General features: G+C 68.2%; 19 protein-coding genes. 17 read left to right on the top strand and 2 right to left on the bottom strand.

Going from position 1 to position 18,922, the window contains the following annotated elements:
- Nucleotide 1 precedes the first annotated feature (1 nt).
- The 10 genes from murC (at nt 2) to JOE67_RS02285 (ending at nt 8,129) form a co-directional block, all read left to right on the top strand.
- A complete protein-coding gene (gene murC, locus JOE67_RS02330) occupies nt 2-1,402 on the top strand; it encodes a UDP-N-acetylmuramate--L-alanine ligase (RefSeq protein ID WP_204973976.1) in 1,401 nt (466 codons plus the stop codon).
- Nucleotide 1,403: 1 nt separating this feature from the next.
- Nucleotides 1,404-2,432, top strand: coding sequence for a cell division protein FtsQ/DivIB (locus JOE67_RS02325; protein WP_204973974.1), 1,029 nt, complete (start codon nt 1,404-1,406; stop codon nt 2,430-2,432).
- 207 nt (nt 2,433-2,639) lie between these two features.
- Nucleotides 2,640-3,782, top strand: a complete 1,143-nt coding sequence (ftsZ, locus tag JOE67_RS02320; protein WP_204973972.1) for a cell division protein FtsZ — start codon at nt 2,640-2,642, stop codon at nt 3,780-3,782.
- Nucleotides 3,783-3,795: 13 nt separating this feature from the next.
- On the top strand, nt 3,796-4,473 hold the full coding sequence (locus JOE67_RS02315; protein ID WP_204976615.1) for a YggS family pyridoxal phosphate-dependent enzyme: 678 nt from the start codon (nt 3,796-3,798) through the stop codon (nt 4,471-4,473).
- Nucleotides 4,474-4,516: 43 nt separating this feature from the next.
- The gene (locus tag JOE67_RS02310) at nt 4,517-4,990 is read left to right on the top strand and encodes a cell division protein SepF (RefSeq protein WP_204973970.1); all 474 of its coding nucleotides are present in this window, start codon (nt 4,517-4,519) and stop codon (nt 4,988-4,990) included.
- 3 nt (nt 4,991-4,993) lie between these two features.
- A complete protein-coding gene (locus JOE67_RS02305) occupies nt 4,994-5,293 on the top strand; it encodes a YggT family protein (protein ID WP_204973968.1) in 300 nt (99 codons plus the stop codon).
- A gap of 129 nt (nt 5,294-5,422) precedes the next feature.
- The gene (locus tag JOE67_RS02300; protein WP_204973966.1) at nt 5,423-5,983 is read left to right on the top strand and encodes a DivIVA domain-containing protein; all 561 of its coding nucleotides are present in this window, start codon (nt 5,423-5,425) and stop codon (nt 5,981-5,983) included.
- A gap of 7 nt (nt 5,984-5,990) precedes the next feature.
- Complete coding sequence (gene lspA / locus JOE67_RS02295; protein ID WP_204973964.1) at nt 5,991-6,572, top strand: signal peptidase II; 582 nt, start codon at nt 5,991-5,993, stop codon at nt 6,570-6,572.
- Between the two features lie 2 nt (nt 6,573-6,574).
- On the top strand, nt 6,575-7,507 hold the full coding sequence (locus tag JOE67_RS02290; RefSeq protein ID WP_204973961.1) for an RluA family pseudouridine synthase: 933 nt from the start codon (nt 6,575-6,577) through the stop codon (nt 7,505-7,507).
- A gap of 46 nt (nt 7,508-7,553) precedes the next feature.
- On the top strand, nt 7,554-8,129 hold the full coding sequence (locus JOE67_RS02285; RefSeq protein WP_204973959.1) for a GNAT family N-acetyltransferase: 576 nt from the start codon (nt 7,554-7,556) through the stop codon (nt 8,127-8,129).
- Here the strand turns inward: JOE67_RS02285 and JOE67_RS02280 are convergent.
- Entirely contained in the window at nt 8,119-8,601 is a 483-nt protein-coding gene (locus JOE67_RS02280; protein WP_204973958.1) for an NUDIX hydrolase, read from the bottom strand. The two genes, JOE67_RS02285 and JOE67_RS02280, sit on opposite strands and share 11 nt — an antisense overlap.
- Before the next feature lie 70 nt (nt 8,602-8,671).
- Here JOE67_RS02280 and JOE67_RS02275 point away from each other — a divergent pair, with 70 nt between their 5' ends.
- The 7 genes from JOE67_RS02275 (at nt 8,672) to JOE67_RS02245 (ending at nt 18,289) form a co-directional block, all read left to right on the top strand.
- Nucleotides 8,672-9,274, top strand: a complete 603-nt coding sequence (locus JOE67_RS02275) for a sigma-70 family RNA polymerase sigma factor (protein ID WP_204973956.1) — start codon at nt 8,672-8,674, stop codon at nt 9,272-9,274.
- Nucleotides 9,249-10,343 carry a hypothetical protein gene (locus JOE67_RS02270; protein WP_204973954.1) on the top strand — a complete coding sequence of 365 codons (1,095 nt, stop codon included), beginning with the start codon at nt 9,249-9,251 and terminating at the stop codon, nt 10,341-10,343. Before JOE67_RS02275 ends, JOE67_RS02270 begins: the two co-directional genes overlap by 26 nt.
- Before the next feature lie 67 nt (nt 10,344-10,410).
- Entirely contained in the window at nt 10,411-13,929 is a 3,519-nt protein-coding gene (gene dnaE, locus JOE67_RS02265) for a DNA polymerase III subunit alpha (RefSeq protein WP_204973952.1), read from the top strand.
- Between the two features lie 96 nt (nt 13,930-14,025).
- Nucleotides 14,026-15,432 carry a hypothetical protein gene (locus JOE67_RS02260; protein ID WP_239527950.1) on the top strand — a complete coding sequence of 469 codons (1,407 nt, stop codon included), beginning with the start codon at nt 14,026-14,028 and terminating at the stop codon, nt 15,430-15,432.
- Between the two features lie 4 nt (nt 15,433-15,436).
- Entirely contained in the window at nt 15,437-16,750 is a 1,314-nt protein-coding gene (gene hisD / locus JOE67_RS02255) for a histidinol dehydrogenase (protein WP_338041467.1), read from the top strand.
- 30 nt (nt 16,751-16,780) lie between these two features.
- Nucleotides 16,781-17,257: a transcriptional regulator NrdR gene (gene nrdR / locus JOE67_RS02250; RefSeq protein WP_204973950.1), complete on the top strand. Its 477-nt coding sequence runs from the start codon at nt 16,781-16,783 to the stop codon at nt 17,255-17,257.
- 12 nt (nt 17,258-17,269) lie between these two features.
- Nucleotides 17,270-18,289, top strand: a complete 1,020-nt coding sequence (locus JOE67_RS02245; RefSeq protein ID WP_204976612.1) for a quinone-dependent dihydroorotate dehydrogenase — start codon at nt 17,270-17,272, stop codon at nt 18,287-18,289.
- A 33-nt stretch (nt 18,290-18,322) separates the two neighbouring features.
- On the opposite strand, the gene JOE67_RS02240 is transcribed toward JOE67_RS02245, so the two are convergent.
- Entirely contained in the window at nt 18,323-18,883 is a 561-nt protein-coding gene (locus JOE67_RS02240) for a DUF3043 domain-containing protein (RefSeq protein ID WP_204973949.1), read from the bottom strand.
- Nucleotides 18,884-18,922: the final 39 nt, after the last annotated feature.

Raw genomic sequence — 18,922 nt, 5'->3', positions numbered from 1 at the left:
CATGATCAGACCCGACCTCACCCTCCCCATCCCCGACGAGATCCGCTCCGCCCACTTCATCGGCATCGGCGGATCCGGGATGAGCGGACTCGCGAAGATGTTCCTCGATGCGGGCATCCGCGTCTCCGGCTCCGACCGCGCCGACAGCGCCAACCTGCGTGCTCTCGCGGCCGCCGGTGCCACGGTGCACGTCGGCCATGATGCCGCGCACCTGGGCGACGCCGACACGGTGATCCACACGGGCGCCATCTGGCCCGAGAACCCCGAGTTCACGACGGCCAAGCAGCGCGGACTGCACGTCATCCACCGCTCCCAGGCCCTGTTCTGGCTGATCGGGGGTCGCCGTCTCGTGTCGGTCGCCGGGGCGCACGGCAAGACCAGCTCGACCGGGATGCTCGTCACCTCACTGCAGGCTCTCGGTGCCGACCCGAGCTTCGTCAACGGCGGGGTCATCGAGCAGCTCGGCGTCTCCAGCGGCACCGGCACCGACGAGCTCTTCGTCATCGAGGCCGACGAATCGGACGGCACCTTCGAGCTCTACGACACGGCGATCGCGGTCATCACGAACGTCGACCCTGACCACCTCGATTTCTTCGGCTCCGAGGACGCCTTCTACGACGCCTTCGTGCGCTTCGCCGATGGGGCCCGAGAGGCTGTCGTGATCTCGAGCGACGATGCGGGAGCCCAGCGCGTGCGCGCCGGCCTCACCCACCGCACGGTCGTCACTTTCGGCCGTGCTGCCGACGCAGACCTGCGGATCGACGACATCGCCGCAGCCGGCGGGGTATCCGCCACGCTCGTGCACGGCGACCAGTCGGTGCGCATGCAGCTGGGTGTGCCGGGAGCGCACAATGCGATCAACGCCGGTGGCGTCGTCGCCGTGCTGCTGACTCTCGGCTACGACCTCGAGGCCGCCGTGCGCGCAGTCGAGGGCTTCGCGGGCACCGTCCGGCGCCTCGAGCTGCACGGTGAGGCCCGCGGTGTGCGCGTGTACGACGACTACTCGCACCATCCGACCGAGGTGCGCGCGGCGCTGGAGGCGATGCGCGGGGTCGCGGGCTCGGGGCGCCTCATCGCGATCCAGCAGCCGCACACATACTCGCGAACCCAGCACATGTACCGCGAGTTCGCCGAGGTCCTCGAGGAGCTCGCCGATCACACGGTCATGCTCGATGTGTACGGCGCCCGCGAAGATCCTGTTCCCGGCGTCACGGGCGAGCTGGTCAGCGGGGCCTTCACGGATCAGGGGAATGTGCACTACGTGCCGGACTGGCAGGAGGCGGCCGATTACACGGCGCGCATCGCCCGTGACGGCGACTACGTCGTGACGCTCGGCTGCGGAAACGTGTACCAGATCATCCCGCAGGTGCTCGACTCGCTGCGCCGGTCCGCCGAGGACTGAGATGCGGCGACCGGCACCGCTTCCGGCATCGCCCGAGGAGCCGCACCCGGACGAGGGCGTCGAGAGCGCTCCGTCCGTCCGTCGGCGTCGTGCCCTGCTGGGCTTCGGCGGTGGGGGAGCGGATGCCGCTGCCGCCTCCGCCGACGTGCGGATGCCGGATCCCGCCGCACCGGATGCCGATGACACCCACGACGACGGGACCGACGTCGCCAGCGGCGACGCCTCGTCGATCACGGCTGTCATCGACGAGGGGGATCGAGACGCTGTCAGCGCCTCGATCCGCAGCGGTGAGGTGTGGCGGGCGGCGCGAGCTCGCCGCAAGGCGCTGCGTGCGGAGATCAGGCGGTTCACGCAGCGGTCGCGCCGCCGCCGATTCATCGTGTGGGGCTCGGTCGGCGCGGTCGTCGCCCTGGTGCTCGGCAGCGTCATAGCCGCATACAGCCCGATGTTCGCGGTGGAGAAGATCACCGTCGCCGGCGCCAAGACGATCGACCCCGCCGTCGTGCAGCAGTCCCTGTCGGATCAGATCGGTGCACCGCTGGCGCTGGTCGATGCCGACGAGGTGAAGTCAGCACTGGGCGGATTCCCCATCATCGAGTCGTACGCGCTCGAGGTGCGGCCGCCGCGAGAGCTGCTCGTGCGCATCGTGGAGCGGACGCCCATCGGCGCCATCCGCGACGCGGACGGCTACGCGGTCGTCGATGCGGCGGGCGTCGTGCTCTCATCGAGTGCCCAGCTGCCGGAGGGGCGACCTGAGCTCGAGATCACCGGCGGCATCGACTCCGCGGCGTTTCGCAGTGCCGGGCTGGTGATGCGCTCCTTGCCGGCCGACCTGCGTGCGACCGTGACGACGGTTCGAGCCACGTCGGGCGACGACGTGACGCTGCGGCTGGCCGACGGCAAGACCGTGGTGTGGGGGAGCGAGAAGGATTCGGTCCTCAAAGCCGCCGTTCTCGTCCGGCTCATCGCCGCGTCGCCTGAATCGAAGGCCTTCGACGTGTCCTCTCCGACCGTGCCGGTGGTGCGCTGATCCCTCCTTGCACGTCGCGCGGAGGCGGTCCATCGCGCCGGGGAACTCCAAGAGGCGTCGATCACGGCGACACGCCGCGTGGGTGCGAGCGCTCGCGGGTCTTGCGCATACCGTCGATCACGAGAACGCAATACCGGGAAACAGTTTAACCCTCTCGTTGAGGTTTAAGGTTTATCCCTCGTCAGGCTCGAATAACGGAGGCCGGCCATGAGCCAGAACCAGAACTACCTCGCCGTGATCAAGGTCGTCGGCGTCGGCGGTGGCGGCGTCAACGCCGTCAACCGCATGATCGAGCTCGGACTCCGCGGAGTCGAGTTCATCGCCGTCAACACCGACGCGCAGGCGCTGCTGATGAGCGACGCAGATGTCAAGCTCGATGTGGGTCGCGAACTGACCCGTGGACTCGGTGCAGGCGCAGACCCCGAGGTGGGTCGCCGCGCAGCCGAGGACCACGCTGAGGAGATCGAGCAGGCTCTCACGGGCGCCGACATGGTGTTCGTCACCGCGGGTGAAGGTGGCGGAACCGGCACGGGCGGTGCTCCTGTCGTTGCGCGCATCGCGAAGTCGATCGGCGCGCTGACGATCGGCGTCGTGACCAAGCCGTTCTCCTTCGAGGGTCGCCGCCGTCAGAGTCAGGCAGAGGCGGGCGTGTCCAAGCTGAAGGAAGAGGTCGACACGCTCATCGTGGTGCCGAACGACCGACTCCTCGAGATCAGCGATCGCGGCATCTCCATGATCGAGGCGTTCGCCACCGCCGACCAGGTGCTGCTCGCCGGTGTGCAGGGCATCACCGACCTCATCACGACCCCGGGTCTGATCAACCTCGACTTCGCCGATGTGAAGTCCGTCATGCAGGGGGCCGGTTCGGCTCTCATGGGCATCGGCTCTGCGCGGGGCGCCGATCGGGCCATCAAGGCGGCTGAGCTGGCTGTCGAGTCGCCGCTGCTCGAAGCGTCCATCGAAGGCGCGCATGGCGTGCTGCTGTCGATCCAGGGTGGCTCGAACCTCGGAATCTTCGAGATCCACGACGCCGCCGACCTCGTCAAGGAGGCCGCGCACCCCGAGGCGAACATCATCTTCGGAACCGTCATCGACGACACCCTCGGAGACGAGGTGCGCGTCACGGTGATCGCGGCCGGCTTCGACGGTGGCGAGCCCGCCCCGCGGCTGGAGCCGATGGTCGTCGAGCGTCCGGCAGCGAACCCGCTGCCCGAGGTGCGTGTCGAAGAGAAGCCCTCCGAGGAGCGCGTCGAGCCGGCAAAGCCGGCCGCAGCCCCGGCGCCCGTGGCATCGCACATCGAGCCGGCGTTCTCGGACGACGACATCGACATCCCCGAGTTCCTGAAGTGATCCTGTGCCCGACGTGGATCTGAGTGCGCGGCTGTCGGCGATCGATGAGCGCATCGCCGACGCCGCGCGCCGGGCGGGTCGGGATCGAGGAGAGATCACCCGCATCGTGGTGACCAAGTTCCATCCGGCCTTCCTGGTGCGCGAGCTGCACGCTCTCGGCGTCGTCGATGTCGGTGAGAACCGGCAGCAGGAGATGTCCGCGAAGCGCGCCGCTCTCGACGATGTCGACATGCGCTGGCACTTCATCGGTCAGGCGCAGACCAATAAGGCCGCGGCGATCCGCCGCGACGCCGATGTGGTCCATTCCGTCGACCGGGTGAAGCTCGCGGATGCCCTGCATCGTGCGGATGCGGGCGGCGAACCGCTCGACGTGCTGGTGCAGGTCAACCTGACAGACGATCTCGGTCGCGGTGGCAGCACGCTCTTCGATGCCGAGACGCTGGCAGAGCACGTGCTCCAGCTTCCGTCGCTCCGACTTCGCGGCGTCATGGCAGTCGCTCCACTCGACGAGGAGCCCGCGAGGGCCTTCGCGCGGCTGCGCGGAGTGGCCGACCGCATCCGCGCGCTGGCACCCGCCGCGACGTGGATCTCCGCCGGGATGACCGGCGATTTCGAGGCGGCGATCGATGCGGGTGCGACACACCTGCGGATCGGTTCCGCAATCACAGGCCCGCGCCCCGACCGGGGTTAGCCTTTCAACCAGACCAGCCCGAACGTTCGAACCGGAGGACACGATGGGTAACCCGCTGAAGAAGACCATGGTGTATCTCGGCCTCGCCGATGAGGAAGAGGTCTACGAGGAGGAGGCCGCGCAGACGCCTGCGCGAGCCCCGCGTGAGAAGCACGAGACCCCTGAGCGGGACGAGGTCGTGCCGGCCCCTGTCACGCCCCTGCGTCGACCGACCGCCGTGCGTCAGCCGGCCGCCGGCGCGGTCAACGAGATCCTCACCGTGCACCCGAAGCAGTACCGTGACGCGCAGATCATCGCCGAGAACTTCCGCGAGGGCGTTCCCGTGATCATCAATCTGTCGCAGATGAGCGACGCCGACGCGCGTCGCCTGATCGACTTCGCGAGCGGCCTGTCGCTGGGTCTCTACGGACGTATCGAGCGAGTCACCAGCAAGGTCTTCCTGCTCTCGCCCGAGAACATCGCCGTGTCGGGACAGGGCGGCATCGCGCAGGCGGATTCCGCCTCGTTCGACTCCTGAGCCGTGGGAACGATCCTCAGCATCATCGGCGGCATCGTCGAACTGGTGCTGACGCTCTACGTGTTCGTGCTCATCGTTCGCCTGGTGCTCGAGTACATCCCGATGTTCAACCGATCCTGGCGCCCCTCGGGCGCCGGCCTGGTGGCGGCGGAGATCGTCTACACGGTCACCGACCCGCCCATCCGCTTCTTCCGCAGGCTGGTCCCGCCGCTGCGGCTCGGCGCCATAGCGCTCGATTTCGGGTTCATGCTGACCATGCTCAGCGTGTTCATCCTGATGGCGATCGTGCGCGCACTGACCTGATCGACCTGCGCCGCTCAGACTGGGGGACTATGCTTGGCTCCCAGGCGCGCGCCCCGGGTACGCGTCAAAAGAACCACATCGCCGGCTCTCAGCGACTGGCAACTGAACTCATCGAAAGAGGAGCCACCCATGGCACTTACCCCGGATGACGTCGTCCACAAGGAGTTCCAGCACGTCCGATTCAAGGACGGCTTCGACCCCGAGGAGGTCGACGACTACCTCGACGAGATCGTCGTTGAATGGCGCAAGACCATCGAGGAGAACAACGAGCTGAAGGCGAAGCTCGCGGCCTTCGAGTCCGGCGAGAACGCGCCGGAACCCGTCGCAGCTGCACCTGCTCCGGCTCCTGCCGCCGAGGCGTCGTCGACCGGCACCTCCGCCGGCATCATCGAACTCGCTCAGCGCCTCCACGACGAGCACGTCGCCGAGGGTGAGGCGAAGCGCAAGCAGCTCATCGAGGATGCCGAGGCAGAGGTCGCTCGCATCCGCACCGAGGCCGAGGCCAAGCAGCGCGAGGAGTCGGCACGACTCGAGCGCGAGCGCAACACCCTCGAGGGTCGCATCACCGAGCTCCGCGAGTTCGAGCGCGACTACCGCGGCAAGCTGCGCGCGATGATCGAGGGCCAGCTGCGCGACCTCGACCAGAAGTCTCCGACGGACTCGACGCCCGTCTCCGCCATCGGCCTGTAGGTCACTCTTGGCAGGACGTCGTCCCCTTCGTCGGTCGGCGGCCGGTGCGATCGTCGCGATTCTCGCGGCGCTCGTGCTGGCCGCCGATCAGTTTGTGAAGCACCTCACGATCGAGAACCTCCCGAAGCACGAGGCCGTGCCGGTGCTGGGTGAGTTCCTCCAGCTGTACTACGTGCGCAACTCCGGAGCAGCGTTCTCCATCGGCTCCAACATGACGTGGATCTTCACGATCGCCATGGCGATCGTGGCGGGGGTCATCGTCTGGAAGACGTTCGAACTCAGCTCCCGCCTCTGGGCCGTGGTGATGGGATGTCTTCTGGGTGGGGTTCTCGGCAATCTCACCGATCGACTGCTGCGCGAGCCCGGTTTCGCCGTCGGCCATGTGGTCGACATGATCTCGATGCCGTGGATGCTGCCCGCGATCTTCAACGTCGCCGACATCTTCATCGTCTCCGGCATGATCTCGGTCGCACTCCTCGTGGTGTTCGGTCTGCGCCTGGACGGCACCCGCGAGCGCGACCACGGGAAGAGCGGCGCCGTCGAGGCCGTGAGCGGCCAGGAGGACGCCGCAGCGTCCGCGGGCGCCTGATCGTGCAGTCTCGCAGCCTTCCCGTCCCTGACGGGCTCGACGGCCAGCGCGTCGACGCAGCGCTGGCGAAGATGCTCGGCTTCTCGCGCACCTTCGCCGCCGAAGTGGCGGAAGCCGGAGGGGTGACGCTGGACGGCGCTCCGCTCGGCAAGTCCGACCGTCTTCGCGCCGGCGGCTGGCTCGATGTCAGCTGGTCGCCGAAGGAAGAGCCTCGCATCGAACCGATCCCGGTGCCTGATCTCGGGATCGTGTACGACGACGACGACATCGTCGTGGTGGACAAGCCCTCCGGCGTCGCGGCTCACCCCTCGCTCGGGTGGGAGGGACCGACCGTGGTGGGAGCCCTCGCCGCGGCCGGGTTCCGAGTGGCGACGAGCGGAGCGTCGGAACGCCAGGGCGTCGTGCACCGGCTCGATGTCGGGACCAGCGGGCTCATGGTCGTCGCGAAGACGGAGAGCGCCTACACCGCACTCAAGAGGGCGTTCAAAGAGCGGACCGTCGAGAAGATCTACCATGCGGTGGTGCAAGGGCATCCGGATCCGCTCAGCGGCACCATCGATGCGCCGATCGGCCGGCATCCGAATCACAGCTGGAAGTTCGCGGTCGTGCCGGACGGCAAACCGTCAGTGACTCACTACGAGACCCTTGAAGCGTTCCCCGGCGCCTCGCTGCTCGAGATCCACCTGGAGACCGGGCGCACGCATCAGATCCGCGTGCACATGGCAGCGCATCGGCACCCGTGTGTGGGAGACCCGCTGTACGGCGCCGACCCGACTCTGTCGGCCAAGCTCGGGCTCACGCGGCAGTGGCTGCACGCCCACCAGCTCGCCTTCAGCCACCCCGCCACAGGGGAGTGGGTGCAGTTCGAGTCCCCGTACCCGGCAGATTTCCAGCACGCCCTCGAGGTGCTCGACCCCGGCCGCGGGACGGACTGATCACCGCCTCCGCGGCGATGTCGGCGGCGTGCGCAAGACTGCTCGGGTGAGCATCGAGGTGAGACCGGCGACGCGCTTCGACGACGTCGCCACGCTGGTGGGGCCGAAGAATCCCGCATCCAACGTCTGCTTCTGCCTGAGCTACCGCATCGGCAGCAAAGAGAACGTCGCGCTGCGGGGCGAGGCGCGGGCGGATCGTGTCAGGGAGCTGTGCGATCACGACCCGCCACCAGGCGTCATCGCGTACCTCGACGACGTGCCGGTCGGCTGGGCCGCCCTGCATCCGCGCCGCGACACCAGCTTCGCCCGCAACCGTCTGATCCCCCATGTCGATGAGCTCGATGTGTGGTCGCTGTGGTGCTTCCGCGTGCGACCGGGCCATCGAAAGCAGGGGATCATGCACGCCCTCGTCGAGGGGGCGGTCGCGTACGCACGCGAGCGCGGTGCGCCCGCGATCGAGGGCTACCCCGTCGACAACCGCGGTGAGAAGGTCAACCAGACGATGATGTACGTCGGCACCCGCTCCCTGTTCGAGAACGCAGGTTTCGAGAAGGCAGCCGACACCGGCTCCGTTCTCGACGGCTTCCCCCGCGTCCTGATGCGGCTCGACCTCAGCGCTTGACCCGCCCGCCGCGGAAGGTCGCCGGATCGTCCTCCGCCATCGCGAGGGCGATCTTGCGCACATGCGCGTCGTCGACGTCGCCCATCGCCGCGAGGTCGTAGAAGCCGACCTCGGTCAGCTCGCCGTCAGCGGGATGCGGATCCCCCGACACCCAGGTGCAGCGGAACACGATGTCGAGGTAGTCGACCTCGTCGCCATTGGCGTAGGTCATGCGCGGAAGCTGCTGGATGAGGGCGAGCCGGTCGACCGAGACGACGACGCCGGCCTCTTCGAGGCACTCACGCGCCGCGGCATCCGCCGGCTCCTCGCCCGGCTCGACGATGCCTGAGATCGCCTGCCACGCGCCGTTGTCGGCGCGCTTGCCCAGCAGCACCTTCTCGTCGCGGAAGACGATCGCGGTCGTTCCGACGAGAGCGAGCGGTGCGGTGCCGACGTGCTCGCGGAGGGCGAGGACGAAATCAGGGGTGGCCATGCGCTCCAGCGTATCGACGGCGGTGCGAAGATTCTGTGAACCGTTCCCGCAGGCGAAGGCAATACCGGATGTGAGCACAGACAGCGAGATCATCGAGCGGTCGCTCGACGAGCCTGAGGCCTTCTCCGGGATCTTCGAGAGGCACGTCCGGCCCGTGGGCGCCTACATCCGTCGGCGGGTCGGGGCCGATGCCGTCGATGACGCGCTGAGCGAGACGTTCCTCGTCGCGTTCCGGCGTCGCGCGGCGTTCGACCGGAGTGTCGGCTCGGCGCTGCCGTGGCTGCTCGGAATCGCGACGCGCATCATGAAGCGCCACCGGGCCGACGAGGCCAGGCAGTGGCGCTCGTTCGCGGCGGCTTCGGGCGCGGCGTCTGTCGACGACGTCGGTCACCTCGGTAGCGACGAGCGGATGGACGCCGATGCCGCTGTGCGGGCGCTGGCGCCGCGGATCGCGGCGCTCTCGGCTCGTGATCGCGACACGCTGCTGCTGTATGCGTGGGGCGATCTGACCTACGAGCAGATCGCCATCGCGCTCGCCGTGCCGGTCGGAACCGTCCGCTCGAGACTCAACCGGGTACGTCGAAAGCTCGCACCTCCGGGCTCGCACTCCGCGGCCCGACTGACCTGGATGGTGAAGGAGGAGAGCGATGTCGCTTATGGAACGAACGCGTGAGCTGGGAGCACACGACGCGCATGTCGAGGAGCGCACGGTGGCTGCCGCCAGAGCAGCGCTCATGCGAGAGATCAGCCACGGCGCACCGGCGCGAGGTCGGCGCCGGATGCCCCGATGGACGGGTCTCGGCATCGGAAGCCTGGTGGCGGGCGCGGCTGTCACTGCCATCGTCATCGGCTCGGTGCTCGCCCCGCCGACGGCGCAGAGCGCCTCGGCGGCCCAGGTGCTGAACGCGGCGGCCGATGTGACCATCCGGGCCGGCGACATCGCCGTCCCGGCCGGAGAGTATCTCCTGATCCGGTCGTCCTCGGAAGGCGTCCGGTACTGGGACGCGGATATGCCGGTCAAGCCCGGGGAGGAGTGGATGCGGTTCAACAACGGGAATCGCGCGGATGCCGAGGCCGCGCTGCTGACCATGGGCGTCAGGTCGTTGTACGTGCCGGCTGATCGATCCGCCGAATGGATCAGCGTGAACGAGCCGTCACCGGCCGCTGAGGCCCTCGGCGATCGCGCTCGGGAAGCTCTGGCGGACGCGGCGACCGAGCCCGACCAGCTCCAGCGCGAGACGCTCCGCCTTGCGGGCGGCACGCAGGAGATCCGTGACGGCCAAGACGGCGAGGGCACCGTGACGCAGTACCTGGACGGTCGGCGGTTCTGGGCCGACATGCCGTCCACTGAGCCGCGCGAGCTGCTCGCCTGGATGCGTGCCAGGGTCGGGGAGTCCGCCGACAGCATAGCGTCCGACAGCTCGATCGTGGAGACCCTGGTCGATGATCCCTCCCTGCCGCTGGCGCCCCCGGAGGTTCGAGCAGCCGTGCTGCGGACGCTGGCGATACTCGACGGCTCCAGCGTCAGATCAGTCGACGGGGATGTGACCACGATCCGGTTCGAATGGTCGACGAAATGGTGGACGGCGTGGCGCGACATCGCGCTCGACACCGAGCGCGGGCTCATCGTCGGCGTCACGGACTCGGGCGCACTCACGGGCGAGGAATCCGCCATCGGAGGACTCCCGGACTGGCAACGCCGTGAGACGTACGAGGTGTCCGTGGTCGACGCAGCGCCCTAGCGTCGCGTCGGCGGGCCCGTCGATCCGGCCGACTGCCGTGTCGGTGGGCCCGCCGTAGACTCGAATCATGGCATCCGACTCCTTCGTGCACCTCCACGTCCACAGCGAGTACTCGATGCTCGACGGTGCGGCGAAGATCAATGCGATGACGCAGGCTGCGGCCGACTACGGGATGCCTGCGATCGCCGTCACCGACCACGGCAACACCTTCGCCGCATTCGAGTTCTACAACGCGGCGAAGAACGCCGGAATCAAGCCGATCATCGGTCTCGAGGCGTACATGACGCCCGGAACCCACCGCAGCGACAAGACCCGAGTGTCGTGGGGTTCGCCCGATCAGAAGAGCGATGACGTCTCGGGATCGGGCGCCTACACCCACATGACGATGTGGAGCGAGACCACGCAGGGCATGCACAACCTGTTCCGCATCAGCTCGCGTTCGAGCATGGAGGGGTACTACTTCAAGCCCCGCATGGACCGCGAACTGCTGCAGACGTACGGCAAGGGGCTGATCGCCACGACCGGATGCCCGTCGGGCGAGGTGCAGACGAGGCTCCGCCTCGGGCAGTACGACGCGGCTCGGGCAGCTGCTGCCGAGTTCCAGGACATCTTCGGGAAGGAGAACTTCTTCGCAGAGATCATGGATCACGGGCTCTCCATCGAGCGCAGGGTGATGACCGACCTGCTGAGACTCGCCAAAGACCTCAGCATCCCGCTGGTCGCCACCAACGACTCGCACTACACGCACCAGCACGAGGCGGACGCGCATGAGGCTCTGCTGTGCGTGCAGTCCGGCTCGACGATGGACGACCCGAACCGCTTCAAGTTCGACGGCGACGGGTACTACATCAAGACCGCCCAGGAGATGCGTCAGCTGTTCCGCGACCACCCGGAGGCGTGCGACAACACCCTGCTGATCGCCGAGCGGTGCCAGGTCGAGTTCGACACCTCGGCCAACTACATGCCGAAGTTCCCCGTACCCGACGGAGAGACGGAAGACAGCTGGCTGGTGAAAGAGGTCGAGGCCGGCCTGCACTACCGCTATCCGGGCGGCATCCCCGACAAGGTGCGCAAGCAGGCGGAGTACGAGCTCGGCGTCATCCTGCAGATGGGTTTCCCCGGCTACTTCCTCGTCGTCGCCGACTTCATCAACTGGGCGAAGGACAACGGCATCAGGGTGGGGCCCGGGCGTGGCTCGGGAGCCGGCTCCATGGTCGCCTACGCCATGAAGATCACGGATCTCGACCCGCTCGAGCACGGTCTGATCTTCGAGCGCTTCCTCAACCCCGACCGTGTCTCGATGCCCGACTTCGACGTCGACTTCGATGACCGTCGCCGCGGCGAGGTCATCGAGTACGTCACCGAGAAGTACGGCTCCGAGCGCGTCGCGCAGATCGTCACCTACGGCACCATCAAGTCGAAGCAGGCGCTCAAGGACGCCGGGCGCGTGCTCGGCTTCCCGTTCAGCATGGGCGATCGCCTGACCAAGGCGATGCCACCGGCGGTGATGGGCAAGGACATGCCGCTCAGCGGTATGTACGACAGTGCGCACCCGCGGTACAAGGAGGCCAGCGAGTTCCGTGCACTGATCGACACAGACCCGGAGGCGAAGACCGTCTTCGATCGGGCGCTCGGACTCGAGGGGCTGAAGCGTCAGTGGGGTGTGCACGCCGCCGGCGTGATCATGTCGTCGCACCCGCTGCTCGACATCATCCCGATCATGAAGCGCGAGCAGGACGGTCAGATCGTCACGCAGTTCGATTACCCGTCGTGCGAGTCGCTCGGTCTGATCAAGATGGACTTCCTCGGGCTGCGAAACCTGACGATCATCTCGGATGCGCTCGACAACATCCGGACGAACAGGGGCGAGGAGCTCGATCTCGAGCACCTCGGCCTCGACGATCGCGCCGTCTACGATCTGCTCGCCCGTGGAGACACGCTGGGCGTCTTCCAGCTCGACAGCCCGCCGCTGCGCTCGCTGATGCGACTGATGAAGCCCGACAACTTCGGCGATATCTCGGCACTCATCGCGCTCTACCGCCCGGGCCCGATGGGGGCGAACTCGCACACGAACTACGCCCTGCGCAAGAACGGGCTCCAGGAGATCACCCCGATCCACCCCGAGCTGGAAGAGCCGCTGGCAGACATCCTCGAGGAGTCGTACGGCCTGATCATCTATCAGGAGCAGGTCATGGCCATCGCGCAGAAGGTGGCCGGGTTCAGCCTCGGCCAGGCCGACATCCTGCGTCGTGCGATGGGCAAGAAGAAGAAGTCCGAGCTCGATAAGCAGTACGAGGGCTTCTCCGGCGGGATGAAGGAGCGCGGCTACGGCGAGGCCGCCGTGAAGGCGCTCTGGGACATCCTGCTGCCGTTCTCGGACTACGCGTTCAACAAAGCGCACTCCGCCGCATACGGCCTCGTCTCCTACTGGACCGCCTACCTCAAAGCGCATTACCCGGCCGAGTACATGGCCGCGCTGCTCACGAGCGTCGGTGACTCCAAAGACAAGATGGCGCTCTACCTCAACGAGTGCCGGCGCATGGGCATCCGGGTGCTCCCGCCTGACGTCTCGGAGTCGATCAACTTCTTCGCGGCCGTCGGAGAGGACATCCGCTTCGGCCTCGGGGCCGTGCGCAACGTCGGCAGCAACGTCGTCGACGGGATCGTCGAATCGCGGAAGGGTGGCGCGTTCACGTCTTTCCACGACTTCCTCAGCAAGGTGCCGCTGCACGTCTCCAACAAGCGCACCGTCGAGTCCCTGATCAAGGCCGGTGCCTTCGACTCGATGGGCAACACTCGCCGTGCACTGATGGAGATCCACGAGTCCGCCGTCGAAGCCGCGGTCGACCGCAAGCGGAACGAAGCTCAGGGTGCGATCGGCTTCGATTTCGACAGCTTGTACGACGACATGGAAGAGGCGGCGCCCGCCAAGGTTCCTGACCGGCCCGAATGGGTGAAGAAGGACAAGCTGGCCTTCGAGCGCGAGATGCTGGGGCTCTACGTGTCCGATCACCCGCTGGCGGGTCTCGAGGTTCCGCTCGCGAAGCACGCGTCCATCTCGATCAACGACCTGCTGACATCGGAGGACCTGCAGGATGGCGACCAGGTGACGGTCGCCGGACTCGTGACCAGCGTGCAGCACCGGGTGGCGAAGGCCAGCGGCAACCCCTACGGCATGATCACGGTCGAGGACTTCAACGGCGAGGTGACCGTCATGTTCATGGGCAAGACGTACACCGAGTTCCAGCACACGCTCCAGCAGGACGCGATCCTCGCGGTCCGCGGCCGCGTCTCGCGGCGTGACGACGGTCTCAACCTGCACGCTCAATCGGCGTTCGCACCCGACGTCGGATCCTTCGACGCCGCGGGGCCGCTGTCTCTGCTCGTTGCCGAACAGCGCGCGACCGAACGGGTCATGCACGACCTCGCCGACGTGCTGCGCCGGCATGCCGGAGAGACCGAGGTGCTGCTGCGCGTGCACCGCGGAACCTCGGCCAAGGTCTTCGAGGTGCCGATGCCCGTCAAGGTCTCCGCCGACCTGTTCGGCGATCTCAAATCGCTGCTCGGCCCGGCCTGCCTGGGCTGAGCGCACGACGACGAAACGACCGACCGAACTCCAGGGTCGGGTGGGTAGGATCGTGACTCGCGTGGCGACCCCACCCGTGAAGGAAAGGACTGCTCGATGAGCTTCGACAGGCCCAGCACTGCACCCGGCGACGCATCAGGTGACAGCGTGCGCGCTGCCTCGGAACGCGATGCCGACTGGCCCGACGACGCGGACAGCGTCCAGGAGGACGCCCTCGCGGCACCGGCGGGCGTCGACGCGCAGCGGCTGGACGGCGATGGCGAGCCGGATGACGGTGTGCTCTATGAAGATCAGGTCAAGCCCGAGTACGGCATCCTCGGCTTCACCCTGCGCGAGCTGGTCATCATCGGTGCGTGGCTCGTCGGGTTCCTCGTCTCGTTCTTCCCCATCGGCCCGATCGGCGACACCGTCTGGACCAGCGGCATCCACTGGGTCCTCATGATGGGGGTGCCGACCGCCGCGGTGTTCCTCGTCGTCCTGCGCCGCCTCTCGCCCGAGGGGATTCGCCGTGTCGGCTCGCTCGGCATCGACCAGTTCGCGTCGGTGGCAGCATCCGTCGCGGCCGTCGCCTGGGCGCAGGTGCTGTGGCAGCAGGTCGCGGCCACGGTCGCCACCGGTGCCTTCCTGATCGGATGGGCGGCGATCGTCGCGCTGCTGGCCATGCTCGTGCTCGTCGCGGTGACCGTCTTCGGCCCCGTGCTTCCCCGTCTGCGCGAGGACTTCCAGGGTCGACTCGAGACCCTCGCGCACCGCAACGCCAACCCTGTCCGCCCGGTGATCGCACGACCACGCGCCGAGCGCGAGGCCGCTCGGTCACCGTTCGGCGCACCGGACGCGCCCGGCCGCGAGGCGGACCAGGAGCCCCCCACGCACGAGCCGATGGATCCCGCCGCCGACCCGCGCGTCGAGACGGCGCTGACCGTGGTCATCCCCGCAGAGCATGCCGCCGAGGCCGGCACCTCAGCGCCGGCGCGCGCGGTGCCCGAGCAGCCCGCTTCCGAGCCCGAGGACGACGTGCTCTACAACACCGCGGCGGTGGAAGCGCTGCGCGACATCTTCGACGTCGACGAGACGACCAACCCGCGACGCCCGGTCGAGCACAACACTGCGCCCGACGGCATCTCCGGCGCCGACATCGCCGGAGCCGCAGGAGGTCCCTCCCCGGATTCCGAGGACACGTCCGCACTGGATTCCCCAGGGGAGCCGATGCTGCGTCGCGACCGCGGTGAGCAGCCCTCCGAGCCCACCGAGGCGGAGCCCATGGGTGTTGAGTCGCCCGTCGGCACCGACTCCTACGCTCCTTCCTCCAGCCGGCCGGAGCCGTTCTGGATCCTCGCGCCGACCGAGCGCGACGTCCTCGATGAACACGGCGAGCCGCTGTTCCGGATAGGCCCGACGGCATGGGCGCTGGCGATCGAGGACCGCGGCGGGGCTTTCGTCGTGCGACATGAGGACGGCCGTATCGGCTACCTCCACGACATCTCCGACATCACGAAAGGCTGAGCACGTGCGCACGATCGACCTCCGAGGGCAGTCGCTCTCTCCCGCCGACATGCTGGCCGCGGTTCCGCGAGCTGCCCAGGCTCGAGCTGAAGCGCTTGAGGCGGCCACAGCCATCGTCGAGGCAGTGCGCACGTCAGGCGAGGCCGCGCTGAGAGATCAGGCTGAGCGCTTCGATCGCGTGAGCGGGCACGCCATCCGCGTTCCGGAGGAGCACGTGGCCGAAGCCGCCGCATCCGTCGACCCCGCCGTGCGCGCAGCCCTCGAGGCGGCCATCGACCGGGTCCGTCGCGGCTCAGCGGCTCAGGTCCCTGCTCCGCAGACCACCGACATCGGCGCCGGCGCTCGGATCACTCAGCGGTGGCAGCCGGTCACCCGGGCCGGCGTGTACATCCCCGGCGGCAAGGCACCGCTGGCGTCCAGCGTCGTGATGAACGTCGTCCCCGCTCAGGTCGCCGGCGTCACGTCGATCGCCCTCGCCTCGCCGCCGCAGGCGGCCCACGGCGGCAGGGTGCACCCGACGATCCTCGCCGCCGCGTCCCTTCTCGGCATAGACGAGATCTATGCGATCGGCGGCGCCGGAGCCATCGGCGCTCTGGCGCACGGGGTCTCCGGCATCGGCCTCGATCCCGTGGACGTCGTTTCCGGCCCAGGCAACAACTACGTCGCATCAGCCAAGCGCGTCGTCGCCGGCGTCGTCGGGACCGACTCGGAAGCGGGTGCGACCGAGATCCTCATCGTCGCCGACGCCGACGCCGACGCCACCCTGATCGCCGTCGACCTGATCAGTCAGGCCGAGCACGACGAGCAGGCGTCAGCGGTGCTCGTGACCGATTCGGCGGCTCTCGCAGAGCAGGTGGCCGAGAAGGTCGCCGAGCTCGCCGTCACGACGATGCACGCCGCGCGGGTGGCCGAGGCACTCGCCGGGCCGCAGTCCGCGATCGTGCTCGTCGACGACCGCGAGATGGCCGTGGCCTTCAGCAATGCCTACGCCCCGGAGCACCTCGAGCTGCACCTCGTCGATGCGACGGAGGCAGCGGCGAGCTTCACCAGTGCGGGCGCGGTGTTCGTCGGCGACCAGACTCCCGTGAGCCTCGGCGACTACATGGCCGGCAGCAACCACGTTCTGCCGACCGGGGGACAGGCGCGTTACGCTGCCGGACTCGGCGCCTACACGTTCCTCAGGCCGCAGCAGGTCATCGAGTACGACCACGCCGCCCTCGCCGAGGTGCGGTCGGGCGTCGTCGCTCTCGCGAACGCGGAGGTGCTGCCCGCGCACGGCGATGCCGTGGAGGCGCGCTTCCGGGACGCTCCCAGGTGAGCTGATCCCGAGCGAGTAGGCTGACCGATCATGCACTGCCCCTTCTGCCGGCACCCGGACTCCCGCGTCATCGACTCCCGCACCAGCGACGACGGTCTGTCGATCCGTCGTCGGCGGCAGTGCCCCGAATGCGGCGGACGCTTCTCGACCACCGAGACGGCCAGCCTCATGGTCATCAAGCGCTCGGGTGTGATGGAGGCCTTCAGCCGCGACAAGGTCATCTCGGGGGTGCGCAAGGCCTGCCAGGGCCGACCCGTGACAGAGGCGAACCTCGCTCTGCTCGCGCAGAAGGTCGAAGAGGCGGTGCGGCAGACGGGCGCCTCCCAGCTCGGCACCAACGAGATCGGGCTCGCGATCCTCGGACCGCTGCGGGAGCTCGACGAGGTCGCGTATCTGCGATTCGCCAGCGTCTACCAGGAGTTCGACTCCCTCGAGGATTTCGAGCGAGCGATCGGCGATCTCCGCGCCGACCACGCGACGTCCGGGGCGGAACTCGGCGACCGGTAATCTTGGGCAGTGATGTACTCACTGCTCTTTCGCCACGTCCTCACGCGCTTCGACCCCGAGTTCGCGCATCACGCCGCGATGGCGGTCATCCGCATGCTCGGTGTGCCGCCCTTCTCGTGGGCGGCGCGTGCGCTGACGGCACCGCGGCCCGAGCAGCAGGTGCACGCTCTCGGCCTGGTCTTCCCCTCGCCATTCGGTGTCGCCGCCGGCTTCGACAAGAACGCCATCGGTGTGCGAGGACTCGACGCGCTCGGTTTCGGTCATGTCGAGATCGGCACTGTCACGGCGATCCCGCAGGAGGGCAACCCGAAGCCGCGGCTGTTCCGTCTCGTCGCCGACCGGGCGGTCATCAACCGCATGGGCTTCAACAACGAGGGAGCGGATGCGGCCGCGCGCAGGCTGACGGCGCTGCGGCGCCGCGCCCCGCGGGCCGTGATCGGCGTGAACATCGGCAAGAGCCGTGTGGTCGCCGTGGAGGATGCGATCGGCGACTACGTCACCTCGGCGGCCCGGCTCGCTCCCCTCGCCGACTACCTCGCGGTCAACGTGTCGTCACCGAACACACCCGGTCTGCGCGGCCTGCAGGCCGTCGAGACGCTCGCTCCGCTGCTTCGTGCCGTCAAGCAGGCTGCGGGCGACACGCCACTACTGGTGAAGATCGCGCCCGACCTTCCTGACGACGAGATCGACGCGATCGCGCGGATGGCTGTCGCCGAGGGGCTGGCAGGCATCATCGCGCACAACACGACGATCTCACGCGAGGGTCTCGTCACCGACGACGCGATCGTCGAGGCCGCCGGAGCGGGAGGGCTGTCTGGTGCACCGCTCAAGGAACGCTCTCTTGAGGTGCTGGCCGTCGTCAAGGCGGCCGTGCCCGAGGACTTCTGCGTGATCGCCGTCGGGGGAGTGGAGACCGCCGAGGACGTGCAGCGACGACTGGATGCCGGGGCCACCCTCGTGCAGGGGTACACGGCCTTCCTCTATCGCGGTCCGCTGTGGGCCAGGGAGATCAACAGAGGCCTGCGCCGCTGAGCGGCACAGGCCTCTGAACAGGACTCCGACGGATCACTCCGGGTACCGGCCGCGCTTGACCTGTGGCTTCGGCAGACGCATGAAGCGCATCTGGAGCGATCGCATCGCGGCGTACCAGCCGAGGCCCCGCTCGCGGCGCTCGAGGCCGAACTTCGCTGCGACCTTCTTCTTGACGCGGATGCTGAGAAGCACCATGTCGGCGACCGCGAGGAGCATGAAGCCCCACAACCCGACCATCGCCCAGAGCTGCACCTCGCGGATGTCGATGAGGCTCAGCACGATCACGAGGAGCATCGCGGCCATCAGCCATTCGGAGATGTGCCAGCCGGCATCGACGTAATCCCGCACCCAGCGTCGCTGCGGACCGCGGTCGCGGGCGGGGAGGTACTTGTCCTCGCCGTTCTCCATGCCGATGCGCGCCCGGTTGCGGCGTGCCTGCAGATCGGCTTTGGCCGCAGCGCGCGCCTCCTTGGTGTTCGCGACGAGGGGGCGGCGATTCGCCGCCTCGCGCTCGGCGCGAGTAGGGGTGGCACGACCCTTGCCCACGGCGGGCGTCTCAGGGGCGTCGTCGGCGGGGGTGATGGGGTTGGGCACGTTCGACCTCAGTTCGGAATCGGGTTCACCTTAAGATTA

Origin of the sequence: Microbacterium esteraromaticum (assembly GCF_016907315.1) — a bacterium.
Taxonomy (GTDB): Bacteria; Actinomycetota; Actinomycetes; order Actinomycetales; family Microbacteriaceae; genus Microbacterium; species Microbacterium esteraromaticum.
This window is presented reverse-complemented; position numbering and strand designations above follow the sequence as displayed.